The following is a 20,804-nucleotide window of genomic DNA, read 5'->3' as shown; positions in this document are numbered from 1 at the left end:
CAGTGTGCCGGGAGGTCAGGTGGAGAAGAAGAAACGGATCACGATTGCCCAGATAGCCACGCTTGCGGGGGTCTCCAAGGCCACCGCCAGTCTGGTGCTCAACGGCAAGAGTGCGGAATACCGCATCGCCGACGATACCCGCAAGCGGATCCAGGCGGTGGCGGACGAGTGCCACTATCAGCCGAGCATCCACGCCCGCTCCCTGCGGGAGGTGCGCAGCTACACCTGGGGGCTGGTGATCCCCGACCTCACCAACTTCGGCTTCGCCAGCATCGCCCGTGCCCTGGAGGCCCGCTGTCGGGAGGCGGGGATCCAGCTGCTCATCGCCTGCTCCGAGGATGATCCCACCCTGGAGCAGCGGGTGGTGGACAACCTCATCAGCCGTCAGGTGGATGGCCTCATCGTCGCCTCCAGCGGCCACAGTGACGACATCTATGCCCGCATCCACGACCGCTTGCCGGTGGTGCAGCTCGACCGCCACATCGGTGAGTCGCGCCTGCCCATGGTGATCTCGGACGCCTGCAAGGCTACCGCCGAGCTGGTGCAGGATATGGCCGAGGATTGCGGGGAGGAGATCTACTACTTCGGCGGTCTGCTGGATCTCTCCCCCAGCCGCCACCGGCTGGCGGGTTACGAGCTCGGATTGCACCGGGCCGGGCTGGAGGCCACTTCAGACCGGGTCCGCCACCGTGACTACCAGCCGAGCTCGGGCTATCAGCTGATGTCTGAGCTGGTGGACGAACTCGGGGCACCGCCGAAGGGGCTTTTTACCGCCTCTTTCACCCTGCTGGAGGGGGTGCTGCGCTACCTCAACGAGGCGGAACTGATGGAGACCGGCATGCGCCTGTGTACCTTCGACGATCACGATCTGCTCGACTGCATCCCCATGCGCATCGATTCCGTGGCCCAGGATTGCCCGGCCCTGGCCCGGGCCGCCTTCGAGATGATGCAGCAACTCATCGCGGGCAATCCCCCTGCCCAGACCGCCCAGGTCATTAACCCCAGGGTGCGCTGGCGCAGCCGCCGCTAGGCACACGGCTTCCCTTTCCTGTGAAAAGCCCCGCCGGGTCCGGCGGGGCTTTTTGTGCTGCGTCTGGTATGAGGGCGTCAATCGGTGATGCTGGCCCGCCAGAAGATCTGCTTGATGTGAGGGTGCTCCCCGAGCGTGTTCATCAGGGCATCGAGCTTGGTGCCATCGATGGCGGTGGCGAGCAGCGCCGCCGAGATCTCGAGATCCTGATCGCCGAAGGGGGTGATGTCGAGCTCGCTCAGGGGGTAGTGGGCCTGCTCCAGCATCTGCTCGAGCCAGGGCAGTACCTCCTTCTGGTGAGCGCGGCCGATGAGAGCGGTCACGTGATAGGTCACTTCGGTGTCCATGTTGTCCACCGGGTCACGGTTTATCTGGTTGACCAGGGGACGCAGCAGGGTGTTGGCGGCCAGCACGAAGAGGGCGCCGAGGATGGCCTCCAGGGCGAACCCGGCGCCGCAGGCGGCCCCGACCGCGGCCACGCCCCACAGGGTGGCCGCTGTGTTGATGCCCCGGATGTTGCCGGATTCCCGCATGATGACGCCGGCGCCGAGAAAACCGATGCCGGAGACGATGTAGGCCACCACGTGGACGACCCCGTAACTGCCGCCATGCAGGTCATAGATGCGCTGGGCCAGGTTGACGAACAGGGCCGCCCCCACGGCGACCAGCACGTTGGTGCGAAGGCCGGCGGTGCGCTGGCGGTACTGGCGCTCCAGGCCGACCAGGCTGCCCAGCACGAAGGCGAGCAGCAGGCTGGCCAGGGTGTCGAGCAGGGCGAGAAAATCGAGTTGTTGCCACATTCTCATGAAGGGTCTCCTTCTGGGGATGCCGACCAGCCTGCTCCCCCGGGTTGCGTGAGAGACGGGGGGCAAGGTCGACATCGTGGTGAATGCAAGGGCGCGACCCGCCTCCTGACGGAGCGGGATGGCGCAGAACAGGGTACAGGCCCTTCACGGTTGCCCGGGAAGGACCCGCCTCATTCGAGGGTCAATGCCTGGTGGCGTCGTCCCCGGCGCGGGGGCGCAGTTCCCAGCGTACCGGGTGGACAGCCCCGACCTGGTGGATGAACTGCACCAGATAGCGGCGCTGGGGCGGCGTGCAGTAGAGGCTCAGCACCAGCACGCGGCCTTCACCGCGCCCGGGCTGCATGGACTGCAGGGGACTGAGTCCGGCCGGTTGCAGGGTGTGGCTCACCGCCGCCAGCACCTGCTCCATGTCGGCTCTGTCTTCGCAGCGGATGTGCAGCCGATAGAGGTGCTGACGCCGTCTGCCACGTTGCCAGAGTGGTCGCAGGCCCCGTCCCAGTCTGCTCAGCAGGGAAGGGGATTTGTCAGCGACAGGGTTGTTTGAAATCAAGCGCATAGCAGCCTCCTTTTGGGAAGCAGAAACTATGCAGGCAAGGTGTCGGGGGATGAGTCCGCGTCACCTGACGTCAAGTGTGAAAAGCGGGGAAAAGAGGGATCCACTTCTCGCAGGGTGGCGAGTCGCGGCAGAGAAAAACCTGCGGCTAGCTCGCGACCAGGGTGCCGACGACGAGGGTCGGCGTGCGTCTGTCACTTGATGAGTTGCCCACCGATGGTCTCCGCTAGTGATAAAGAGGCGACATGGTAGCCGATACGGCGGCCTGGGTAAACCCCGAGCCCTTGATAGCAACATGTTGAAACATAATAAAAAAGAGATGAAAGCGCCGGTGAAGGGAGCCCTTTTCCCTTCACCGGCGGGCCCTTGGGGGGTTACCGGGTCTTGTCGATGCCCAGGTATTTGAGCATCAGTTTTTCATAGATGGGTTCGGTGTCGCCCACCTGCATCTTGTGCAGGAAATACTTCTCGAACGCTATCTTGGCCAGGTGGACCCACTTCCCTTTCTTGAACCAGGCGACGTTGCGCGGCGGGATCTGCGGCATGGCCACGAAGGCGGCCCCTGTGTCCCCCATGTCCGCCAGACAGATGGCATTCCACACCGCCCGGGTGACCGGGGGCTGGCCGTCCAGCTCCGCCTTGATGTTGTGGCTTAAGGTGCGCACCATGGCCTCGATCATGTAGCCGGTCTTGGGCACCCCGGTCGGGACCGGCGTCTTGTGCTGGGGCGGGATGGCGATGCAGACCCCGGCGGCGTAAATCTGCGGGAAGACAGGGTTGCGCTGGTGTTCGTCGACGATGACGAACCCGCGGGGATTGACCAGCCCCTCGAGGCCCCGCAGGGGGCTGATGCCGGCGAAGGCGGGCAGCATCATGGCATGCTTGTAGGGGAGGCTGTGGGTGCGCTTGACGTTGCCATCTTCATCCAGCTCCTCCACCGTCATCACCCCATCCCTGGCCGCCACGGTGCGGGCATTGCAGATCCATTGCATGTCGCGCATGCGCAGCTCGCTCTCCAGCATGCCCTTGGAATCCCCCACGCCGTTGAGGCCGAGGTGACCGATGTAGGGTTCGCTGGTGACGAAGGTCATGGGCACGTCCTTTCTCACCTTCTTGTCGCGCAGGTGGCGATCGAGGATGAAGGCGTATTCGTAGGCCGGGCCGAAGCAGGAGGCGCCGGGCATGGCACCGACGATCACCGGACCCGGTTCGTCGAGCAGCCCGTTGACACTGTGCAGGCACTCCTCTGCGTGGGAGAGGGTGCAGACGCTGGCGGTGCCGCCCGCCGTCGGGCCCGCTCCCTGCACCTCTTCAAAGGCGAGTGCGGGGCCGGTGCAGAGCACCAGAAAGTCGTAGTGCAGGTGCTGGCCATCGGAGAGGCGGATCTGCTGTTCGAGGGGTTGCAACCCGGTCAGGGCGGCGTGGATGAAGCGGATCCCCTTCTTCTTCACATGAGGCTCTATGGGGAGGGAGATATCCTTGCGCTCTCGCCACCGGACCGCAATCCACGGGTTCGAAGGGTTGAATTCAAAGTCGGGTTTGTCGTTCACCAGGATGACGTCGTGCTGCTTGCCGAGTTCGGCCTTGAGCTCGTAGGCGGCCGACATGCCCCCCAACCCTGCCCCGATGATGATGATGGTTGCCATAATGAGCCTCCGCTCTATTACACGGCTCCTGTGAGCCAATATGTCCGCCTGCCTACTTGAGCCCCATTCGCCTGAGCACGGCGGCGGCGGGACAGACCCCGGTGAACGCGCTCTGGATCAGGTTGACCCCGACAAAGACGCTCAACCAGACAAAGCCCGGGTGGACCCAGGCCGTGAGTAGCAGCGACAGCAGCAACATGCCACCCGCGACCACTCTGACTCCGTTATCGATGGTCATTTCTCGTCTCCTTTTTTGTTTAGTGATTGCTAATTTAGCGTTGTTTTATACAATAGAACAAATATCAGCAATTGCTAATTTAATCTTATGAGCCACTTCGACGAGATGAACCGACATGCGACTGCCGCCGCCGGCCTGCTCAAGGCGCTGGCTCATCCCGAACGCCTGATGGTGCTCTGCCAGCTGGTGGAAGGGGAGAAGGGGGTCGGGGAGCTGCTGGCCCACAGCCAGCTCGGGCAGTCGGCCTTCTCCCAGCAACTGTCGGTATTGAAGCGCCAGGGCCTTGTCCGTTCGCGCAAAGTCTCCCAGCAGATCTACTACTCCCTGGTGAGCGAGGCGGCGGCCGATGTGCTGGCGGCGCTGCAAACCCATTTTTGTCACTCAGATGAGGAAATTCGATGATGGAAAGCCAATGGCTGCTCTCGTTGGGGGGCGGCATGCTGGCGGGGCTCTCGGCCCTGATCCTGATGTTGTTCAACGGCCGGGTGGCCGGGATCAGCGGCATTCTGGCCGGTGCAATGCAGTACAAAACCCCCTGGCGGGTGCTGTTTCTGCTGGGATTGGGACTGGGGGCCTGGCTGGCGCTGACCCTGGGTTGGGCCACCATGCCCGCCTTTGATGCCTTGCCCGGCTGGCCCGTGGTGCTGCTGGCCGGCCTGCTGGTGGGCATCGGCACCCGTCTTGGCAATGGCTGCACCAGCGGTCACGGCATCTGCGGCATGGGGCGGCTGTCGACGCGCTCCGTGGTGGCGACGCTCACCTTTATGGGGATGGGCGTGGCGACCGTGTTCTTTACTCACCACATGTTTTGACGGGTTGATTGCCATGAAATTGCTGACAAGTGTGTTTGCGGGTCTGTTGTTCGGGCTGGGAATGGCCCTCTCCGGGATGATGGATCCGGCGCGGGTCACCGGGTTTCTCGATCTGGCCGGTGCCTGGGATCCCAGCCTGGCCTTCGTGATGGGGGGGGCCCTGGCTGTCTTCATGCCGGGCTACTTCCTGCTGGTGAAGCCCCGTCGTCTGAGCCTGCTGGGGGAACCCATGGCCCGGGTTCCCGCTCCCGTGCTGGATCGCCGCCTGATTGGCGGGGCTGCGCTGTTTGGTATCGGTTGGGGCCTGGTCGGCATCTGTCCAGGGCCTGCCTTGAGTCTCATTTCCAGCGGACAGCCCATGATATTGTTGTTCATCGGGGCCATGGCGGCCGGGATCCTGCTGGTGGACAAGGTCTGGAACAGGGTGCTGGAGAAGGCTCGCCAGCCCCGTACTGCCTGAGTTTTCAAGGTGCCCATGAGCCAGGGAAGGAGAATCATGATGAACACAATCCGGTTGCTGGTGACCACCCTGCTGGTCATGACATCCACCCTGGTGGCGGCCGAGGAGGCCAAGGGGCCGCTGACGCTGACCCCGCAGCGCGTCACCGACTGGCTCACCCTGAGCGGTACCGTGAGCGCCATTCATCAGGGGACGGTCGCGGCCCAGACCAGCGGCCGCGTCTCCCGCATGCTGGTGGATGTGAACGACGAGGTACAGGCCGGGCAGCCCCTGCTCGAGATAAGCGGCAAGGAGCAGTCTGCCGCCGTGACCGGCGCCGAGGCGCGGGTGGCCAGGGCCCAGGCCCAGCAGGTGGAGGCCGAGCGCCAGCTCACCCGTTATCAGGCCCTCATCGCCAAGGGGGTGATCACCCGGGCCCAGCTCGACAACGCCCAGGCTACGGATCGGGCCGCCCGCGCCGAGGTCAATGCTGCCGAGGCCGCCCTCATCCAGGCCCGGGAAGCCTACGGCTATACCCGTATCCTCGCCCCCTACGCCGGGGTGGTGACCAGGCGGCTGGTGGAGCTGGGGGAGACGGTGGCCCCCGGTACGCCGCTGCTCTCCGGTTTCTCCCTGGGCGAGCTGAGGGTGGAGCTGGAGCTGCCCCAGTCCGTGCTGGCTCTCGCCGGCCAGCCGTCGGATGTGCAGGTGCTGTTGCCCGGTGGCAAGGCCGTGACTCCCGTCAAGCTGACCCGCTTCAACTACGCCGACAGCCAGAGCCACAGTTTCCGGCTGCGCCTCGATCTGCCGCCGAACACGACAGGGGTGCTGCCCGGCATGTGGCTCAAGGTGCAGCTCAAACAGGGTGAGCGTCAGGTGTTGCAAGTGCCGGAGCCCGCCCTGCTGCGGCAGGGGGAGTTCAACGGCGTCTACCTCAAAGAAGGGGAAGGATGGGCCCTGACCCCGGTGCGGGTCGGCCACTGCGAGGCTGGGCTGTGCGAGGTCCTGGCGGGTCTCAAGGGCGGTGACACCCTGGCCCCCGATGCCTGGAGCCGTCAACAGGAGGTGCCCCATGAGTAGCGAGCTGAACGACAACCATGGCCGCCTGGGGCCGGCGGGTCGGCTGGCGGCCCTGTTTCAGGGCTCGGCCATCACCCCGCTGCTGGCGCTGGTGGGGCTCTTGCTCGGCCTCTTTGCCGTGCTGGTGACCCCCAAGGAGGAGGAGCCCCAGATCGATGTCACCTTCGCCGACGTCTACATTCCCTTCCCGGGGGCCAGCCCGGCAGAGGTGGAATCCCTCGTCACCACCCCTGCCGAGCAGGTGGTCTCCCAGATAAAGGGGATAGATACCCTCTACTCCTTCTCCCAACCCGATGGTGCCCTGCTGGTGGTGGTGTTCAAGGTAGGCGTGAGCCGGGAGCAGGCCATCGTGGATCTCAACAACCAGCTTGACTCCAACCGCGACTGGTTGCCACAGGGGATCGGAGTCGGTCAGCCACTGGTAAAACCCCGGGGGATCGATGATGTGCCCATCGTCAGTCTGACCCTCTGGAGCAAGCAACTGGGGGCCCCCGATCTGACCCGGGTTGCCCATGAGCTGGAGACCGAACTCAAGCGCATTCCCGGTACCCGCGATATCTACACGCTGGGCAGCCAGAGCGCCGTGCTGCGGGTGATGCCGGATCCGGCGGCCCTCAGCGCCCATGGCATCAGCTGGGGCGAGCTGAGCCAGCGTCTCTCGGCCGCCAATCAGGTGGGCAGCGAGCAGACCGTGGTGCAGGACAACCGGGAGATCAAGGTGCAGGTGGGGCAGTTCCTGCAAAGCGAGCAGGAGGCTCGAGAACTGGTGGTGGGGTTGCACGACGGCAAGCCCGTCTATCTCGGTGAGGTGGCCCGGGTGGCGCTTGGGGAAGAGACCCCGGTCCAGCGCAGCTGGATGGGGCAGGGGGATCGCAGTTATCCGGCGGTGACCCTGGCCATCGGCAAGCAGCCGGGGCAGAACGCGGTGGAGGTGGCCAAGCGGGTGGAGGCACGGGTCGAGAGCCTCAGAAACCGGCTCATCCCGGCTGGCGTCGAGGTGACGGTGACCCGTGACTACGGCGTCACCGCCGAGACCAAATCCAACACCCTCATCGGCAAGCTCATCTTTGCCACCACGGCGGTGGTATTGCTGGTGCTGGTGAGCATGGGGTGGCGCGAGGCGCTGGTGGTGGGGGTCGCCATCGTCATCACCCTGGCACTGACCCTCTTTGCCAGCTGGGCGTGGGGCTTTACCCTCAACCGGGTGTCCCTCTTTGCGCTGATCTTCTCCATCGGCATCCTGGTGGATGACGCCATCGTCGTGGTGGAGAACATCCACCGCCATCGCGGCCTGGGCAAGGGTTCCCTCAAGGATCTCATTCCGGGCGCGGTGGACGAGGTGGGGGGGCCGACCATACTGGCGACCCTGACCGTCATCGCGGCCCTGCTGCCCATGGCCTTCGTCAGCGGCCTGATGGGCCCCTACATGAGCCCCATCCCCATCAATGCCAGCATGGGGATGCTCATCTCCCTGCTGGTGGCCTTCATCTTCTCCCCCTGGCTGGCCAATCACCTGCTCAAGCGCGAGGGGCATGTCGCCCACGGGGAGGCCAAGGCCGGGCTCTTTCACCGGCTGATGACCCCCTTCCTGATGGGGGCGGGTGCCAAAAGAGCGAGACACAAGCTCTGGCTGGCCATCCTGCTGCTGGTGGCGGGGGCGGCTGCCATGCCGGTGGTGCAGTGGGTGGTGCTCAAGATGCTCCCCTTTGACAACAAGTCGGAATTCCAGCTGGTGCTCGACATGCCGGAGGGGGCGACCCTGGAGCAGACCGAGCGCACCCTGCTGGCGGTGGGTCGGGAGCTTGCCAGGGTGCCCGAGGTGAAGGATTACCAGATCTACGCCGGCACCGCCGCCCCCATCAATTTCAACGGGCTGGTGCGCCACTACTTCATCCGCAGCGGCGCCAACGTGGGGGACATCCAGGTCAATCTGGTGGACAAGCATGAACGGGATCGCAGCAGTCACGAGATTGCCCGGTCGGTGCGTGCGCCCTTGCAGGCCATCTCCAGTGCGACAGGGGGCAACCTCAAGGTAGTGGAGGTGCCCCCGGGACCGCCTGTCTGGTCACCCATCGTCGCGGAAGTGTATGGCCCGACGCAGGCCGCCCGTGAAGCCGCTGCCCGCGCCGTACAGGCCCGCTTTGTGGCCACGGCGGATCTGGTGGACGTGGACATCTATCTGACCGACCCCCAGCCCAAGTGGCGGCTGGTGGTGGATCGCGCCCAGGCGGCCCTGCTCGGGGTCGATCTCGGGGATCTGGTGAACACCCTCAATGGCGGGGTGGGTTATCAGAATGCGAGCTGGCTGCAAGGGCAAGGCGCCAAGTATCCGGTACCGATCCGCATCGAGCTCGCCCCCGGTGACAAGCGGGATCTGACCGGCATCCTGGCTCTCAAGGTACGCAGCCAGAGCGGCCAGCTGGTGCGGGTCTCCGAGCTGGTGAGCCGTCGTGACGAGGTGGCCCCCAGCTACCTCATGCACAAGAACATGCAGCCCATGGTGATGGTGGTGGCTGACATGGGCGGCCATACCGACAGCCCGCTCTACGGCATGTTTGCCGCCGGTGCCGACATCTCGCTGCCACAGTATTACGTGCATCAGCCCGACAAGCTGGGGGAGGTGGCGCTCTTGTGGGACGGGGAGTGGAAGATAACCTACGAGACCTTCCGCGACATGGGGCTGGCCTACGGGGTGGGGATGATCCTCATCTACCTGCTGGTGGTGGCCCAGTTCCGCTCCTATCTGGTGCCGCTCATCATCATGGCCCCCATTCCGCTCACCCTCATCGGGGTGATGCCGGGTCACGCCCTGCTGGGGGCGCAGTTTACCGCCACCTCGATGATCGGGATGATTGCGCTGGCCGGGATCATCGTGCGCAACAGCATCCTGCTGGTGGATTTCATCGAGCAGCAGCGGGCGAGTGGCATGGCGTTCGAGCAGGCGGTGATCGAGGCGGCGCAGGTGCGAGCCAAACCCATCATGCTGACGGCGCTGGCGGCCATGATAGGGGCGCTTTTCATCCTGGATGACCCCATCTTCAATGGCCTCGCCATCAGCCTGATCTTCGGGATCCTGGTTTCCACCCTGCTCACCCTGGTGGTGATCCCGCTGCTCTACTACAGCCTGCTTGTGCGCCGAAGTCAGAGGTAAACACAGGGGGCCAATGCCCCCTGTTTTCTGGCATCACACCGCCTCGCGGGCATCGCAGGTTTTCATCAGGGGGAAATAACGGCGATCCGCCTGGCTCATGTGACCCACGACCAGCTCCTGGATGATGAAGTTGAGCAGGGCGTCGTTGCCAAGGGTGCCCGCCTGTGCGGCCGCCATCAGCTGACCGGCTTTTTTCAGCAGATGCTGGTGCTCCTGGCGATGGGCCGCCAGCTCCTCATAGCCATATTGCGCGAGGACCTGCTCTTCGAGGAGGAAGTGCTGGCGCGCCATCTCGAATATCTGCGCCATGTCTGCCAGCAAGGCATCCGGATGGATGCCGGGATCCTGCATGTGCTCGAGCAAGCGGTTGGCCAGCAGGTAGAGCTGGCGGTGGTCCGCATCGATGCGGGGGTGGCCGCATGCGTGGGCGGGCTGCCATTGCAGGGTGCCGGGGAGGGGATCCTGCCCGGAGGAAAACAGGCAGACCCTGCCCCGGCCATGGTGCTTGGCTTGATACATGGCCTGATCGGCGTGGTGCATCAGGGTCTTGGGGTCGATGCCGTGATCCGGATAGAGGGCGACCCCTATGCTGCCGGAGATGCGCAGCGCCTGCTGCTCAAGCTGGAAGGGGTGATGCAGGCAGTGGTGCAGCTTGTCGGCGACCGCGAGGGCCGAGGCATCCGTATCGGGCAGCATGATCACGAATTCGTCCCCCCCAAGGCGTGCCACCAGATCTTCTTCCCTGACGCACTCCCCCATGCGCTCGGCCACCAGCTTGAGCAGCAGGTCGCCGGTTTCGTGGCCGAAGGTGTCATTGATGGGCTTGAAGTGGTCGAGATCGATGAAGACCAGGGCCAGGGGCTGCTGGGGAGCCTGCTCCAGGGTCTCCTTGAGCCGCTGTTGCAGCAGGCGGCGGTTGGCCAGGCCGGTGAGGGGGTCATAGAAGGCGAGGCGGCGCATCATCTCCTCCCGGGCCGAACGTTCGGTGACATCCCGGGTCACCCCCAAAATGGCGTCCGGTCTTGTGCTGGCGCTGCCATGCAAGGTGGTGACCGTCTCGATGGCCACCAGATGACCTTGCTTGTGGCGCAGCTGGGAGTGGATGACGCACCGGGTCTGCCCATGATCCCCCCGTTGCCAGGCCTCGAGGGAGGCGGTGATGCCGTCGCGAAGCTGTTTCCAGGACTCATCGGGGAGCAGCTGGCGCAGGGAGAGGGCAAAGAGTTCGGCGGGCTCATAGCCGCTCAGGGATGCGATGGCGGGGCTGATGTAACGAAAACGCAGGCTGTCGGTGTCCATGGTCCAGATCACGTCGCCGCTGTTCTCCGCCACGAAGCGGTAGTGCTGCTCGCGCTGGGCCAGTTCCCGGGTGAGCCGCTGTCGGTCACTGGCCTCTTCCCGCAGACGCAGATAGAGGTGCAGGAAGACGCCGAGCAGGGCCAGCAGGGAGAAGGAGATCAGCATGGCGATGGCCACGCTCCTGTCGAGCAGTTGGCGCTGCTGGCGAAGGCTCGCCTGGGTACTGTTGTAGAGGAAGGGGGTGAGGTTGGGCACCGCCTTGATCATCCCGGCCTCCTGGTAGGTGCGGGCGATCTGCTGCCAGCGATCCTGCTGCATGTAGCCGGGCTCGATGATGTCGGGCTGCATCAGGGCCCGGGTTTCACGGGCCTCGAAGGCGAGCGCCTCGCGCCCGGCCCCGCTGGGGTAGTGCTCCAGGATCAGGTTGATCATCTCCTCGGGATGATCCATGGCATAGCGCCACCCCTTGAGGCTGGCCTGCAAGAAGCGCTGGACCCGCTCCTGCTGGTTGATGACCTCACTCTCCGAGGTGAAGAGGTTGTCTCCGTAGAAGTCGTACCCGATGTCGCGGGGGCTGAACACCCGGTAGGGAATGCCCTGTTGCTGCAGGGTGAAGGGCTCGGTTGTGCTGTAGGCACTGATGGCGTCCGCCTGGCCCCTCAGCAGTGCCTGTACCCCCCGCTCGTAGGGCAGGGTCTCCCACTGCCGGCTGCGAGTGTAGCGATGCAGGTAGGTGAGCAGCTCGTTGGAGCCGGGTTCGAGCATCAGCCGCTTGTTGGCCAGATCGCCCGGAGTCTGGATATCCGGCCGCTCCAGGGTGATGAGCATCAGGGGGGAGTGCTGCAACATGGCGGCGAGCACCACCACAGGGCGACCTGCTGCCCGGGCCAGCAGCAGATCGCTGCCGCGGATGCCGAACTGGGCGCGACCCGTGGTGACTTCATTGATGACGTCGGTGCCCGGCCCCGCCTCCCGCAGGGTGACCTGCAGACCGGCCTCACGGTAGAACCCCTTGGCGATGGCGGCGTAGTAACCGGCAAACTGGAACTGGTGCTGCCAGGGAAGTTGCAGGATGACGCGCTCATCCGCCCTGAGGGGAGCCGTGGTCAGGGTGGCAATCATCACCCAGAAGGGCAGAAGCCAGCGTACAGGCTGGCGAGATGCATCGGACTCCGTCATACCGCTGTTCTCTCGGGAGGTGCTCTTCTGGCTAGAGTCAAACAATTTCCTGTTATTCGCAAGGGGAGCAAGCCCCAATAAGATGGGGCGCGGGAGGCATTAAAAGTCATTTTTGTGTCATTCATCACGTCAATGGGCGTCACGGCTCATTTTGAAACCTTGTCGACTCGTCACCGGCCCGGTGAAAAGGGCATTAGGTGTCATTCCAGGAAGGATGGCTGCCGCCTCTCTTCTCGCCTGTTAATGATAAACTGCGTGTTTTCGGCAATTCCCTCTTGTCTTCTCCTGTCGTATCAGAAGTTGATGCTCTTGTCCGTATCGGGTGTCGACCTGTGGCGGTCGGGGGACGCCTTCCTCCGTTCAGGGTGGTATGGTAGTCATCCGTTTCCTGTTTTCCGAGAAGGTCCTGTCATGTCTTCCTTGCGCCTGCTGCTCTCCGACTCCCACGATCCCCTGTTCAACCTCGCGGTGGAGGAGTGCATCTTTCGCCAGATGGACCCGGCCCAGCGGGTGCTGTTCCTGTGGCGCAACGACAATACGGTGGTGATAGGCCGGGCCCAGAACCCCTGGAAGGAGTGCAACACCCGCCGCATGGAAGAGGACGGGGTGACCCTGGCCCGGCGCAGCAGCGGGGGCGGCGCCGTGTTCCACGACCTTGGCAACAGCTGTTTCACCTTCATGGCGGGCAAGCCCGGCTATGACAAGAGCGTCTCCACCGCCATCGTCATTGATGCCCTCGCCAGACTCGGCGTGAGTGCTTTTGCCTCCGGGCGCAACGACCTGCTGGTGGCGACCCCGGACGGGGATCGCAAGGTGTCGGGTTCGGCCTACCGGGAGACCCATGATCGCGGCTTTCACCACGGTACCCTGCTGCTGGACGCCGATCTCGGCCGCCTCGCCCACTACCTCAATCCCGACCCCAAGAAGCTGGCGGCCAAGGGCATCAGCTCGGTGAGAAGCCGGGTGGCGAACCTTGGCGAGCTGTTGCCTGGCCTGGGTCATGAGCAGGTGGTGCAGGCCCTGTGCGACGCCTTCTTTGCCCATTACGGTGAGGTGGTGCCGCCCGAGCACATCTCCCCCGAGCGGATGCCCGACCTGCCCGGCTTTGCCGAGACTTTTGCCCGCCAACGCAGCTGGGAGTGGAACTTCGGCCATGCTCCCGCCTTCAGCCACCTGCTGGAGGAGCGCTTCCCCTGGGGCGGGGTCGAGCTTCATTTCGACGTGGAGAAGGGGGTGATAGGAAGGGCACAGATCTTCAGTGACACCCTGGACCCTGCGCCCCTGGATGACCTGGCCGCACGCCTGCCCGGGGTGGCCTATCGTCCCGAGGCCATCGACGCGTTGCTGCGTCAGTGGCGGGCGACGTTTTCGGCCAACTCCGAGCTGGAAGGATTCTCGGCATGGCTGCTGACCGCCCTGCGCTGACCTTGCCCATGACCAGGATCACAAGATGAACAGGGGAAAAGAGGGGAGAGGGGGCGCGGCGCCCATCAGGGCGCCAACATGACAAAAAGTAGGGCAGACCATTAGTTATTGTCTCTGTTGATAGAGGTGTCACTGGAGTATAAAAACCGCACCTCAGCAGTATCAATGGTATAAAAATGAATCACTTGGTCTATCTGAAAGATGAGGGCGTCAACGCCGTCTCCCCCGAATTCGCCCGCCGTGTTGCCACCGTCAAAGCCCACTTTTTCTCACGCAACCCCGACCTCTGGCCGGTGTTTCGCGAGCCCGGCTTTGCCACCCTCAACGAATTTCGCGCCCGTGGACTGGCGCCGGATGCGCGGCTCAATGCCTGGCCCGATGGCCGAGCCCGCCTGGCCGATCTCTGCGAAACCATGCCGGTGCCAGCCACCATGCGCACGCCGGGGGAGCCCATGGCGGAGCTGCTGTTTGCCGGCGCCCTGTCAAAGGATTGGGAAAACCCCTCCAGCGTCGAGAACGTCATCACCATGTCGGCGGATCCCGCCATCTATGGCGCCCAGATGGGCATATTGGCCAACCCCAACCTGGTCTACTCCGAATACGCCGGGGTGGCGGAGGAGCTGGAGAAGAAGGTGGTGCGCCAGATAGCGCTGCTGGCGGGTTACGACCCGGGCCGCGCCACCGGCATCTTCACCCAGGGGGGGACGTTTTGTAACCTCTACGGCTACCTGCTCGGCATCCGCAAGAGCCTGCCACAGGCCAAGCACAAGGGGCTAGGCCACTATCAGGATTACCGCATCATCAACTCCCAGGGCGGTCACTACTCCAACATCACCAACCTCTCCCTGCTCGGGGTGGACATCGAGAACAAGACCATCCGCATCCAGGTCGGCGAGAACAACGACATCGATCTCGACCACCTCGAGCGTACCCTGACCGCCTGCTTCGCCCTTCATCACGTGGTGCCCACCATCATGCTGACCATGGGCACCACCGACACCTTCGGGGTGGATAGGGTCAAACCCGTGGTCGAGCTGCGGGATCGCCTCTGCGAGCGCTTCGAGGTGGCGGTCAGGCCCCACATCCACGTGGACGCCGCCATCGGCTGGTCGATGATCTTCTTCCTGGATTACGACTTTGCCGCCAACCCGCTCGCCATCAACGCCGCCACCCTGGCGGGGATCGAGCGCAACGTGAGCCGCTTCGCCGAGCTCAGATATGCCGATTCGTTCACCGTGGACTTCCAGAAGTGGGGCTATGTGCCCTACACCTCCAGCCTGGTGATGATCAAGGAGCAGAGCGATCTCAAGGCGATGGAGAACGACCCGGAGAACTTCTCCTACTTTGAGCGGGACATTCAGGGTCAGACCCACCTGCAGTCCACCATCGAGTGCTCCCGCGGGGCGAGCGGCCTGTTCGGTGCCTATGCGGCCCTCAACTACCTGGGGGTGGAGGGCTATCGCACCGTGCTGGCCCACTGCCTGCAAAACGCCAACTACTTCCGCTTCCGGTTAAGCCAGCTCGGCAACGTCAAGCTGGTGGCCCAGGAGAACCAGGGGCCCAGTGTCGGCTTCAAGATCTACAACCCCGAGTGGGTACAGGACCCCGAGGCGGAGTTCGCCTTCGAGCTGGCCCGCAGCCCGGATGCGGCCTACAAGGCGCGGCTGGCCCGCAACACCGAGTATCACCGCAGCCTGTTCAAGGGACGCGGCAAGGTAGGGCTCTACACCAACTGGGTGGAGGCGGTGGCGCACTCGGAATACGACGAGCGCGGCAAGTATTCCTACATCGCCGGCGAGAAGGCGGTCTTTATGAACCCCGCCTGCGGCCGCGAACAGATCGACGCCTTTATCGCGCATATTCGTGGCTGAAATAGCCACATGTTGTGATGTCATAAATAAAGACGGCGGGATGATCCCGCCGTCTTTTATTGAAATGACTCCGCTTACTGTTTCTGGATGGCGGTCACGGTGAGCTTGCCGGCCGGATTCTCGGCATGAAAGCGCACCGCATCCCCCACCTTCAGATCCTTGAGCAGGGCCGGATCGGCCACTCGAAACACCATGGTCATGGGGGGCATCTTGAGGTTGGTGATCGCTTCGTGCCTGATCCCCAGCTTGCCATTCGCGGCATCAAGGTGGGTGATGGTCCCCTTGATCAGCGTCTGCTCGGTTTGCATGGCGGCCATGTCGTGACCCTCATGGTTCATTCCCTCCATTTGCGCTTGGTGGTTCATCATCTCCTCGGCCTGCAGGCCGGTGTGGGTGGCAAGGCCTAGCAGCAGGGTCAGGGTCAGCGTCTTGTAGTTCATGGTGTTTCCTCGTCGTTGATTCAGATTCTTGGTTGTCAAAAAGGGCGCTGCCACCGGGTTAGCCGGCGGGTTGGTGCTCGGTCGTGCTCAGGTGCCGGCTGCGCCACAGGTAGTAGGCGGCGGGCAGCACCAGGAGGGTCAGACCTAAGGCGCTCACCATGCCGCCAATCATGGGGGCGGCGATGCGCTGCATCACCTCGGAGCCGGTGCCGTGGCTCCACATGATGGGCAACAGGCCAGCGATAATGGTCACCACCGTCATCATCTTGGGGCGCAGGCGCAGGGCGGCGCCGTGGATCACCGCCCGGTGCAGGCCCGCCTGGTCCGGCTTGCCGCTGGCCACGAGGTCATCCCAGGCGTGGTTGAGGTAGACCAGCATCAGGACGCCGGTCTCCACCGCCACCCCCGCCAGGGCGATAAAGCCCACCCCGACCGCCACCGAGAGGTTGAAGTCCAGCAGCCAGAGGGTCCAGATCCCCCCCACCACCGCCAGCGGCAAGGTGGTGAGAATGAGCAACACCTCCTGGAAGCGGCGAAACGCCAGATAGAGCAGCAGCACGATAATGGCGACGGTTAATGGCACTACGTAGGCGAGGCGGGCCTTGGCCCGCTCCATGTACTCGTATTGGCCAGACCAGGTGAGGGCGTAGCCCGCCGGCAACACCAGCTGTTTGTCCACTTGTGCTTTGGCTTCATCAACGAAGGAGCCGATGTCACGGCCACGAATGTCGACGTAGACCCAGCCGTTGAGGCGCGCGTTTTCACTGCGCAGCATGGGGGCCTCGTCGCTGATGTAGACCCGGGCCACGTCCGCCAGGGCGATACGAGCGCCACTCGGAGTGACCACCGGCAACAGCTCGAGGCTCGCCACCGAATCGCGATAGCTCTGGGGGTAGCGCAGGTTGATGGGGTAACGCTCGCGCCCCTCGATGGTCTGGCCCACCTCCATGCCGCCCACTGCGGTGGCGAGCACCGCCTGCACGTCGGCGATATTGAGGCCGTAGCGGGCCGCCTTGAGCCGGTCTATGTCCACCTTCACATAGCGGCCGCCCGCTACCCGCTCGGCGTAGACCGATGAGGCGCCCTCCACCTTGCCGATGATCTGTTCCAGCTGCTGGCCGAGCTGCTGGATCACCTTGAGATCCGGCCCCGCAATCTTGATGCCGACCGGGGTCTTGATGCCGGTGGCCAGCATGTCGATGCGGGTCTTGATGGGGGGCACCCAGGCGTTGGTGAGACCGGGGAAGCGGATGAGGGAGTCTAGCTCCTCCTTGAGCTTTTCCGGGGTCATGCCGGGGCGCCATTGGTCGCGTGGCTTGAGCTGGATGCTGGTCTCCATCATCACCAGGTCTGCAGGGTCTGTGGCCGATTCGGCGCGCCCCGCCTTGCCGAACACGTTCTGCACCTCGGGCACGGTGCGAATGAGCTTGTCGGTCTGCTGCAAAATCTCCCGCGCCTTGCCCACTGAGATATTGGCCGCTGTGGTGGGCATATACATGATGTCCCCCTCATCGAGCGGCGGTATGAACTCAGAGCCCAGGTACTTGAGCGGCCAGAAGCCCGCCACCGTCACCACGGCGGCGATGGCCAGGGTGGTTTTCGGGCGGGCCAGGACGGCCTTGAGCAAAGGCACATAGCCCTGGCTTAGCCAGCGGTTGAGCGGGTTGGCCTGCTCCGCCAGCACCTTGCCACGGATGAAGTAACCCATGATCACCGGCACCAGCGTGATGGCGAGCCCGGCCGCGGCCGCCATGGCGTAGGTCTTGGTGTAGGCGAGCGGGTGGAACATCCGCCCCTCCTGCGCCTCCAGCGCGAACACCGGCAGGAAGCTGATGGTGATGATCAGCAGGGAGAAGAAGATGGCGGGCCCGACCTCGATGCTCGCCGCGGTGATGATGCGCCAGCGGTTCTTGTCGGTGAGCGCCTCCCGCTCCATGTGCTTGTGGACGTTCTCGATCATCACGATGGCGCCATCCACCATGGCGCCGATGGCGATGGCGATGCCGCCGAGGGACATGATGTTGGCGTTGATCCCCTGCAGGTGCATCACGATAAAGGCGGTCAAAATCGCAATAGGGAGGGAGATGACCACCACCAGGGATGAGCGCAGGTGGAACAGGAAGGCGAGGCAGACCAGCACCACCACCGCGAACTCCTCCACCAGCTTGCCGGAGAGGTTGTCGATGGCGCGCTGGATAAGGTCGGATCGATCGTAGACGGTGACCACCTCCACCCCCTCCGGCAGGCTGCTTTTCAGCTGGGCGAGCCGCGCCTTGACCCCGTCGATGGTGTGCTGGGCATTCTCGCCATAGCGCATGACGATGATGCCGCCCACCACTTCCCCTTCGCCGTTGAGCTCGGCCAGACCGCGCCGGCTCTGGGGCCCGGTGACCACATCCGCCACGTCGCCCAGCAGCAGCGGGGCGCCGCGCACAGTGGTACCGAGCGGGATCTGCTTCAGATCCTCCACGCTTTTCAGATAGCCGTTGGAGCGCACCATGTACTCCGCTTCCGCCATCTCGATGACGGAGGCGCCGGTCTCCTGATTACCCTGCTTGATGGCTGTCTCGATAAGGGAGAGCGGGATGCCGTAGGCGCGCAGCTTGTCCGGGTCGACCCGCACCTGATACTGGCGCACCATGCCGCCCACGGTGGCGACTTCGGAGACCCCGTCCACCGTCTGCAACTCGTACTTGAGGAACCAGTTCTGCAGGGAGGTGAGCTCGCTGAGATCATGCTTGCCGGTTTTGTCCACCAGCGCGTACTGATAGACCCAGCCCACCCCGGTGGCATCGGGGCCGAGCTGGGGACGGGCGGAGGCGGGCAGGTTGGGTGAAACCTGGCTCAGGTACTCCAGTACCCGGGCACGGGCCCAGTAGAGGTCGGTGTTGTCGTCAAACAGCACATAGACGAAGGAGTCGCCGAAGAAGGAGTAGCCGCGCACCGTGGTGGCCCCCGGCACCGCCAGCATGGCGGTGGTGAGCGGGTAGGTGACCTGATCCTCAACTACTTGGGGCGCCTGGCCCGGATAGGCCGTCTTGATGATCACCTGCACGTCGGAGAGATCCGGCAGGGCGTCCACCGGGGTCTGTTTGACCGACCAGAGCCCCCAGGCGGTGAGCATAAGGGTCAGCAGCAGCACCAGAAAGCGGTTGCCGATGGACCAGCGAATAATCGACGGGATCATGACTTCTTCTCCATCTCGGGCATCGCCATCTGATGCTGGCTATGGTCCATGCCTTCCATCTTCTCCATCTCATCCGACGCAGGCTTGGTGGTGTCGCCGTTTGCCGGCGCTTGCTCCTGATGGATGCTGGTGATGCGGTACTCATCCCCCTCCTGCATCACCTGCAGGTGCAGGGTCTGCCCCTCGACCAGCTTGCTGATATCGACCCCGTCGGCGACGGTGAACTCCATCTCCATGGCGGGCCACTGCCACTCGGGGATGGGCTGGTGGGAAACCATCAGGGTGCGGTTGGCCAGATCGATGCTTTCAACCTCGCCCTGGGTCCACACCTGGGCAGGGCGCACCGCCGTCATGCGCTGGAAGTCCGAATCGATGGCCGATTCGGAGTCGAGCAGAAACTGGGCCGAGCTGACGATGTTGTCCCCCGCTTCAACTCCCTCCCGGATGGCCACCTTGTCGCCAAACTGGGGGCCCAGGGTGACGGCGACCGACTTGAAGCTGCCATCCCCCAGCGCCAGCACCAGCCTGTCCTGGCTGCCGGTGCGGATCACCGCTTCGCTCGGTACCACCAATTGCGGCTCTCCCTTGCCCGCCTGAATGGTCACCTTGGCGAACATGTTGGGCTTCAGAAACTCGTCCGGGTTGGCGAAGCGCAGCCGCACCTTGAGGGTACGGGTGGCAGCATCCAGAGTTGGGTAGAGGTAATCGACCCGGCCCTGCCAGTGGCGGCCGGGGGCATAGTCGAGGGTCATGGTGACCGGATCGCCCACCTTCAGCTGGGCGGCCTGGCGCTCGAATACCTCGGCACTCACCCACACCTGCTTGAGGGGGCTGATGTTGAAGAGCGCCGCGGCGGGTTCCACATACTGGCCTTCGCGCACTTTGAGCTCGGAAACATAGCCGCTGCTGGGAGCATAGATGCGCACCGTCTCCTGCACCTGACGGCTGCGCTTGAGGGTCGCTATCTGATCCGCCGGTACCTGCAAGGACTTGAGCTTGCCCTCGGCGGCGCGCAGCAGCAGGGGGTTGGCGGTGTTGAGCGCCAGCAGATACTCGTGCTGGGCATTGACCAGATCCGGGGCATAGAGCTCGTAAATCAGGCTCCCCTTGCTCACCTGCTGCCCCTCGCTCTTGATGGCGAGGGTGCGGATCCAGCCCGCCATGCGGGCGTTGACCGCCTCCAGCTTGTCCTCGTCATAGCCAACGTAGCCCACCGTCTCGATCTGCTGGTGGATGGGGAGCTTCTCTACCTTGGCGAGCCGCACCCCCAGGTTCTGCTGGATCTCGGGGCTGATGGTGACGGTGCCCGGCGAGCCGTTTTTTTGTTCCTCATAGACGGGGATAAAGTCCATCCCCATGTTGTCCTTGGCCGGGCCGTCGCGCTTGTCGCGGGGATCCATGGGGTTGACCCAGTAAAGGGGCGTCTTCTCCTTGGCTGCAGTGCCAGCGGAGGTCTGTTTGGCGGCCCAGTAGCCGCCACCGGCGCCGAGGGCCAGCAGCAGGGCGGACATCAACAGTGTCTTGTTCATGACAAGCCTCCGACGCACGGGAGGCGAAGGGGGGACTGGCACGGCCGCGTGCAGGCAGACCGGATAACGGGGGGGAATGACATGGTATCTCTTCTCTTCTGTCAGGCCGCCAGTGTGGT

The 20,804-nt window shown here is 64.0% G+C and carries 16 protein-coding genes; 8 read left to right on the top strand and 8 right to left on the bottom strand.

Annotation, left to right across the window (positions count from 1 at the left end; translation table 11 throughout):
- Positions 1-19: 19 nt before the first annotated feature.
- Positions 20-1,030, top strand: coding sequence for a substrate-binding domain-containing protein (locus AB5Y54_RS19170; RefSeq protein WP_041213247.1), 1,011 nt, complete (start codon positions 20-22; stop codon positions 1,028-1,030).
- A gap of 77 nt (positions 1,031-1,107) precedes the next feature.
- Here the strand turns inward: AB5Y54_RS19170 and AB5Y54_RS19165 are convergent, their stop codons facing one another.
- From AB5Y54_RS19165 to AB5Y54_RS19150, 4 genes are all read right to left on the bottom strand, one after another.
- On the bottom strand, positions 1,108-1,836 hold the full coding sequence (locus AB5Y54_RS19165) for an MgtC/SapB family protein (protein WP_041213246.1): 729 nt from the start codon (positions 1,834-1,836) through the stop codon (positions 1,108-1,110).
- Between the two features lie 181 nt (positions 1,837-2,017).
- Positions 2,018-2,392, bottom strand: coding sequence for a hypothetical protein (locus AB5Y54_RS19160; RefSeq protein WP_041214805.1), 375 nt, complete (start codon positions 2,390-2,392; stop codon positions 2,018-2,020).
- Between the two features lie 371 nt (positions 2,393-2,763).
- A complete protein-coding gene (locus tag AB5Y54_RS19155) occupies positions 2,764-4,035 on the bottom strand; it encodes an NAD(P)/FAD-dependent oxidoreductase (protein WP_039039227.1) in 1,272 nt (423 codons plus the stop codon).
- A 52-nt stretch (positions 4,036-4,087) separates the two neighbouring features.
- Positions 4,088-4,273 (bottom strand): DUF2892 domain-containing protein, encoded by a 186-nt coding sequence (locus AB5Y54_RS19150; protein WP_069785324.1) that lies wholly within the window; start codon positions 4,271-4,273, stop codon positions 4,088-4,090.
- 87 nt (positions 4,274-4,360) lie between these two features.
- Here AB5Y54_RS19150 and AB5Y54_RS19145 point away from each other — a divergent pair, with 87 nt between their 5' ends.
- From AB5Y54_RS19145 to AB5Y54_RS19125, 5 genes are read left to right on the top strand one after another with little or no spacing between them, the layout of a single operon-like run.
- Entirely contained in the window at positions 4,361-4,675 is a 315-nt protein-coding gene (locus AB5Y54_RS19145; protein WP_041214807.1) for a metalloregulator ArsR/SmtB family transcription factor, read from the top strand.
- Positions 4,672-5,085 carry a YeeE/YedE family protein gene (locus AB5Y54_RS19140; RefSeq protein WP_042881673.1) on the top strand — a complete coding sequence of 138 codons (414 nt, stop codon included), beginning with the start codon at positions 4,672-4,674 and terminating at the stop codon, positions 5,083-5,085. The genes AB5Y54_RS19145 and AB5Y54_RS19140 overlap by 4 nt, the downstream gene beginning before the upstream one ends.
- A 13-nt stretch (positions 5,086-5,098) precedes the next feature.
- Positions 5,099-5,545, top strand: coding sequence for a YeeE/YedE family protein (locus tag AB5Y54_RS19135; RefSeq protein ID WP_069785323.1), 447 nt, complete (start codon positions 5,099-5,101; stop codon positions 5,543-5,545).
- A 39-nt stretch (positions 5,546-5,584) separates the two neighbouring features.
- Positions 5,585-6,604: an efflux RND transporter periplasmic adaptor subunit gene (locus tag AB5Y54_RS19130; protein WP_069785322.1), complete on the top strand. Its 1,020-nt coding sequence runs from the start codon at positions 5,585-5,587 to the stop codon at positions 6,602-6,604.
- Entirely contained in the window at positions 6,597-9,755 is a 3,159-nt protein-coding gene (locus AB5Y54_RS19125) for an efflux RND transporter permease subunit (RefSeq protein WP_368154195.1), read from the top strand. The genes AB5Y54_RS19130 and AB5Y54_RS19125 overlap by 8 nt, the downstream gene beginning before the upstream one ends.
- Positions 9,756-9,788: 33 nt before the next feature.
- On the opposite strand, the gene AB5Y54_RS19120 is transcribed toward AB5Y54_RS19125, so the two are convergent.
- Positions 9,789-12,176 carry a diguanylate cyclase gene (locus AB5Y54_RS19120; protein ID WP_279956044.1) on the bottom strand — a complete coding sequence of 796 codons (2,388 nt, stop codon included), beginning with the start codon at positions 12,174-12,176 and terminating at the stop codon, positions 9,789-9,791.
- 468 nt (positions 12,177-12,644) lie between these two features.
- Between AB5Y54_RS19120 and AB5Y54_RS19115 the strand changes: the two genes are divergently transcribed.
- Complete coding sequence (locus tag AB5Y54_RS19115; RefSeq protein WP_368154193.1) at positions 12,645-13,658, top strand: lipoate--protein ligase; 1,014 nt, start codon at positions 12,645-12,647, stop codon at positions 13,656-13,658.
- A 176-nt stretch (positions 13,659-13,834) separates the two neighbouring features.
- Positions 13,835-15,529 carry an aspartate aminotransferase family protein gene (locus tag AB5Y54_RS19110; protein ID WP_368154192.1) on the top strand — a complete coding sequence of 565 codons (1,695 nt, stop codon included), beginning with the start codon at positions 13,835-13,837 and terminating at the stop codon, positions 15,527-15,529.
- Between the two features lie 74 nt (positions 15,530-15,603).
- On the opposite strand, the gene AB5Y54_RS19105 is transcribed toward AB5Y54_RS19110, so the two are convergent.
- The 3 genes from AB5Y54_RS19105 to AB5Y54_RS19095 are packed head-to-tail and all read right to left on the bottom strand — an operon-like array spanning position 15,604 to position 20,685.
- On the bottom strand, positions 15,604-15,969 hold the full coding sequence (locus AB5Y54_RS19105; RefSeq protein WP_368154191.1) for a copper-binding protein: 366 nt from the start codon (positions 15,967-15,969) through the stop codon (positions 15,604-15,606).
- Positions 15,970-16,027: 58 nt separating this feature from the next.
- The gene (locus AB5Y54_RS19100) at positions 16,028-19,156 is read right to left on the bottom strand and encodes an efflux RND transporter permease subunit (protein ID WP_202041557.1); all 3,129 of its coding nucleotides are present in this window, start codon (positions 19,154-19,156) and stop codon (positions 16,028-16,030) included.
- Positions 19,153-20,685 carry an efflux RND transporter periplasmic adaptor subunit gene (locus AB5Y54_RS19095; RefSeq protein WP_202041556.1) on the bottom strand — a complete coding sequence of 511 codons (1,533 nt, stop codon included), beginning with the start codon at positions 20,683-20,685 and terminating at the stop codon, positions 19,153-19,155. Before AB5Y54_RS19095 ends, AB5Y54_RS19100 begins: the two co-directional genes overlap by 4 nt.
- Positions 20,686-20,804: the final 119 nt, after the last annotated feature.

Source organism: Aeromonas sp. s9 (assembly GCF_040907765.1).
Classification (GTDB): domain Bacteria; phylum Pseudomonadota; class Gammaproteobacteria; order Enterobacterales; family Aeromonadaceae; genus Aeromonas; species Aeromonas caviae.
Note: the sequence above shows the minus strand (reverse complement) of the source record. Positions and strands in the feature narration are given on the sequence as shown.